3 protein-coding genes are annotated in these 2,009 nt (G+C 32.6%); all 3 read right to left on the reverse strand.

The genetic code is table 11. The features are described from left to right. Positions 1-181: 181 nt before the first annotated feature. The 3 genes from AC15TD_RS15440 to AC15TD_RS15450 are packed head-to-tail and all read right to left on the reverse strand — an operon-like array spanning position 182 to position 1,970. Positions 182-691: a lactoylglutathione lyase family protein gene (locus AC15TD_RS15440; RefSeq protein ID WP_484453036.1), complete on the reverse strand. Its 510-nt coding sequence runs from the start codon at positions 689-691 to the stop codon at positions 182-184. A gap of 56 nt (positions 692-747) precedes the next feature. Then, on the reverse strand, positions 748-1,599 hold the full coding sequence (locus AC15TD_RS15445; RefSeq protein ID WP_484453037.1) for an IS3 family transposase: 852 nt from the start codon (positions 1,597-1,599) through the stop codon (positions 748-750). Next, complete coding sequence (locus tag AC15TD_RS15450) at positions 1,599-1,970, reverse strand: transposase (protein ID WP_395436566.1); 372 nt, start codon at positions 1,968-1,970, stop codon at positions 1,599-1,601. The genes AC15TD_RS15445 and AC15TD_RS15450 overlap by 1 nt, the downstream gene beginning before the upstream one ends. Positions 1,971-2,009: the final 39 nt, after the last annotated feature.

Below are 2,009 nucleotides of genomic sequence, written 5' to 3' on the forward strand. Positions count from 1 at the left end.
AGGTAGCATAGCTACCGTTAGATGTTAAATTTATTAGATTGGGAGTTCAATAATCAGAATCAAATTGCTTTTAGCACCTGTTATGGTACGTAAAAGGCTTGCCATATGATCATAATTATGTAATTAAATAATCTAAAAAAACATTTGGATTTTAGCTTAGTTCATTGTTGTATACAGTTTTTTATTTCTGGTATGCACCTGATGAATATGTCAATTCGTAGCTGTGAGTATAAATTTCAAATACGATACCAAATGGGTCTTCCACATAAACCATTTTATAGGGCTTTTCATTAGGATAATATTCCCGTATTGGCATTCTCTGCTTGCCACCTGCTTCTACTATTCTTTTAGTCAAATTTTCGATGTCTGGGTCTTGCACACAGAAGTGGAAAAGCCCTGTTTTGAAAGGATTGAATTCTGGTGCTTCTTTTTTGCCATGTGGGAACGAAAAAAGTTCAATTCCAATTCCATCAGACGTTGACATATGAGCGATTTCGAATTCTTCCCAATTCTCTCCAAAAACATCAATACACATTTGTCCAATGGCAGTATCATTTTCTTTTTTTACTGTAGATGGTTGCATTATCACATACCATCCCATAATATCCTGATAAAATTCTACAGCTTTGTGTATTTCGGGAACAGTTATTCCAATGTGTGAAAATGATTTAGGGTATTTTATTTCTGTCATTTGATATTGTTTTTAAATGTCTAGTCCTGAAATATGGCTACAGGTTAAAATTGATTTTACGCTGTTAATTTATATACCATATTCGGTGTTTTAAAATCTAAAGATAAATGTAATCTTATTTCATTGTATAAATTAACTGCATTTTTTGTGGCTCTTTTCGCGTGCTCCATGCTAGTAAAGGTTTGATCAAGATAAAATTCATCTTTAAGAATCCCGTTAACCCTTTCTGCTAGGGCATTTTCATAACAATGATTTTCTTCAGTCATACTGATTTCTACCTTATTTCTTTTCAGGATTTGTGTATATACATTGCTGCAATATTGAATACCTCTATCTGAATGGTGAATGAGTCCTTTTGTGTTTTTAGCTTGGTATAAAGCTTTTTTAAGTGCTCTCACACATCCGTTTAGTTCTAGACTATCACTAAGGTCATAACCCACAATCTTTCTAGAATACATGTCTGTAATGAGTGCTAGATAACAAAACCCTTTTACAGTTCTGATATAGGTAATATCAGAGACCCAAACCTGGTTAGGTCTAGTAACTTCAACATCTTTTATGATATTGTTATACTTATAAAATCGATGGTATGAGTTCGTTGTTCTAGAACTATATTTCTTTCTAAGTGTTAGCATTTGATGTTTTCTAAGGACATTAAATAAAGTATCTCTACCAACTTTAAGGTTAGCTTTAATAAAGTCGTCATCTAGTGATTTTGTGAGTTTACGCACGCCTTCTCTAGGCAGGGACTTGCGTCTTTTCTTAACTATCTCAATAATATGTTGTTCTTGTTTTAACCGCTTATCGGCTCTATTTTTATACTTATAGAAAGCATTGCGTTTATGCCCAAAACAATTGGTTATAGTAGTTAAAGAAGCAAATCCCTTAGCTTTTTCTTTGGCTTTTATTAAGGCTTTATACTTAGCTTTTTTTTTAGTTCAGCAACAGATTTGTAGCCTAGATCTTCAGCAGCTACTTCAAGATATGAATCTAATACCAAGGCATCTAAATCCTTTTTTAAGAGTAGCTTTTTAAGCTGTTCAATCTCTTTTTGAAGTTCTTTAATTCGAGTTATTTCGTCTTTTGTTTCCACTTTTACTCTGGTGTTCATTAGGTCTTTACGGTTATACTTTCTAATCCATTCATTAATGGTGGTAGGCGCAATACCATAGAGTTTACCTAGTTGATTTTTGTTTAGTTTTCCTGTTGTAATTTCTTCTAAAATTTTCAGTTTAAAAGGTTCTGAATACCGTCTGATTACTTTGTCATTTCTATACATAATGTTTAAAATTATGTAGCCTTATTTCAGGACGGGTCA

This window comes from Yeosuana sp. (assembly GCF_057126245.1).